The organism is Aneurinibacillus danicus (assembly GCF_007991215.1).
GTDB lineage: Bacteria > Bacillota > Bacilli > Aneurinibacillales > Aneurinibacillaceae > Aneurinibacillus > Aneurinibacillus danicus.
Genome location: NZ_BJXX01000039.1, coordinates 1 through 1,750, shown reverse-complemented (window position 1 = coordinate 1,750; position 1,750 = coordinate 1). Strand labels below are relative to the sequence as shown.

Genomic DNA, 1,750 nt, shown 5'->3' with positions numbered 1-1,750 from the left:
CTCTTTTCCTTCGTACCGCAATAAAAAACAGACACGACGCAAAGGAGAGGAACGAATGATTGTATATGAGCGGGGCGAAAAGTTTGTAATGGTGGCCCAGCATCATCATGCGCTGGCTTCCGGTGAGATAGCCCGTCGATGGAGAGAACGCTATTTTATTGGTAAAGACAAGCGTGAGGACGTACTTTACGGGATTAGCCAGCATGACCGTGGCTGGATTGATTTAGATAATACACCGTTCTGGAATGATGCAGACAAAAGACCGTATTCATTTGTTGAGTTTCCCCTTGTCCCTAAACTGTCTTTTTATCGAAAGGGAGTAGATGAAGTAGAAGAGACAAGTCCATACGGGGCTCTTCTTTGCAGTATGCATTATGTGTCTTTTTTTGACGGAACGAGCGAAGAGACCGCACTTTCCTATGTACGGGACGAACAAGCGCGGCAGCGGCGTTTGAGGGAGCGGCTTGGCATCGGAGAAGAGGAGGCTGCTGTTCTGCATTTCCATTTTACGCTTTTGCAGTTCTGCGATAATCTTTCCCTGTATATTTGTATTCAGGAACCCGGTATAGCAAAAGAGCAGGAAATTTCCTGGTACAGGAACGGGTTTCCGCAGCGGTTCACTTTCAACGGAGAAGAGAAGATTTCCGCCCGTTGGCTTGATCGGAAAACCGTGCAGCTTACTTCTTTTCCATTTGAAGAGGAATTTGAGGTGTCCGTGCCGCTGAAAGAAGTGACAAAGAAGGAAGTTGAACAACTTGGCATCGCCAAGGCGTACAGTCAAACAGGGTGGGTAGAAAGAAATATATCATTTACGTATCAATGAAGAAAAAGGCGAATGCCTTTTTCTTCTCTCCTTCCTTCTTTATTTCAGGATTTTCACAAAAAATAAAGTGTATTTTTGTAGGTTGCAGAAAATTTCACTAAGATGTGTCTAAATTATGAACATTTTCTTGGAAATCTTCTCTTTTTCGATAGAATTCGATAAACTTAAACCGTTATTGTAAAGAGACAGAAAACATCAGAACTATTATAGAGGTGGCCAATTAATAGAAAAATGTTTACTTGCCGAATTCGCATCATGCGAAGCGGGGGACGATTTACTCTGGGGTGGATCCGTTTATACGGAAAGAGACCTTATCCTCTTAACCCGTCAACTAACCTCGTAGGCACGAAGGGAGTAAAACTAGGCTATGAGAAATAAGAAAATTCTGATGGTTGCAATGGCGGGTGTAATTGCGTTGGGCAGTCTTTTGGCGCCCGTAGGAACAGAAAAAGCATCTGCGGCCAACACATCATCTCTGGTAGCGAAAGCAAAAAGCGTATTGGGAGCGCCGTATAAATGGGGCGGTACCGGAAAGGGCGGTTTTGACTGCTCCGGTTTCCTGAATTATGTATTCAAAAGTCAAAAAATCACTCTGCCCCGCACCGCAAGCGCCATGTACAGCAAAGGCAAGCCTGTTTCACGCTCGCAGTTGCGTACGGGAGATCTGGTATTCTTCAAAACTTCAAGCCGTGCCGCTGTTACGCACGCGGGAATGTATATCGGGAATGGCAAATTTATTCATTCTTCGAGCAGCCGCGGTGTATCTATCAGCAGTGTCAATGACGAATATTATTGGGGAAGCCGTTATGTAGGAGCTAAGCGTATTGTGAAGTAAGTACATACGGATACATGTCTACATAAGATATTTGCTACTAACTCTCAACTGAAAGCCATTCGGTTGGGGGTTTTTTATTTTCTGTGAAAATC

2 protein-coding genes and 1 riboswitch are annotated in these 1,750 nt (G+C 44.3%); both genes read left to right on the top strand.

Annotation, left to right across the window (positions count from 1 at the left end):
- On the top strand, positions 1-823 hold an 823-nt coding region (locus tag ADA01nite_RS04075), incomplete at its 5' end, for a DUF3891 family protein (protein ID WP_146808630.1).
- 230 nt (positions 824-1,053) lie between these two features.
- Positions 1,054-1,183: riboswitch (cyclic di-AMP (ydaO/yuaA leader) on the top strand.
- A gap of 7 nt (positions 1,184-1,190) precedes the next feature.
- A complete protein-coding gene (locus ADA01nite_RS04070) occupies positions 1,191-1,658 on the top strand; it encodes a C40 family peptidase (protein ID WP_246147209.1) in 468 nt (155 codons plus the stop codon).
- Positions 1,659-1,750 lie beyond the last annotated feature (92 nt).

What these genes read in the sequence shown, in the direction of transcription:
- ADA01nite_RS04070 (WP_246147209.1), top strand. Translation starts at nt 1,191, where the DNA reads ATGAGAAATAAGAAAATTCTGATGGTTGCAATGGCGGGTGTAATTGCG.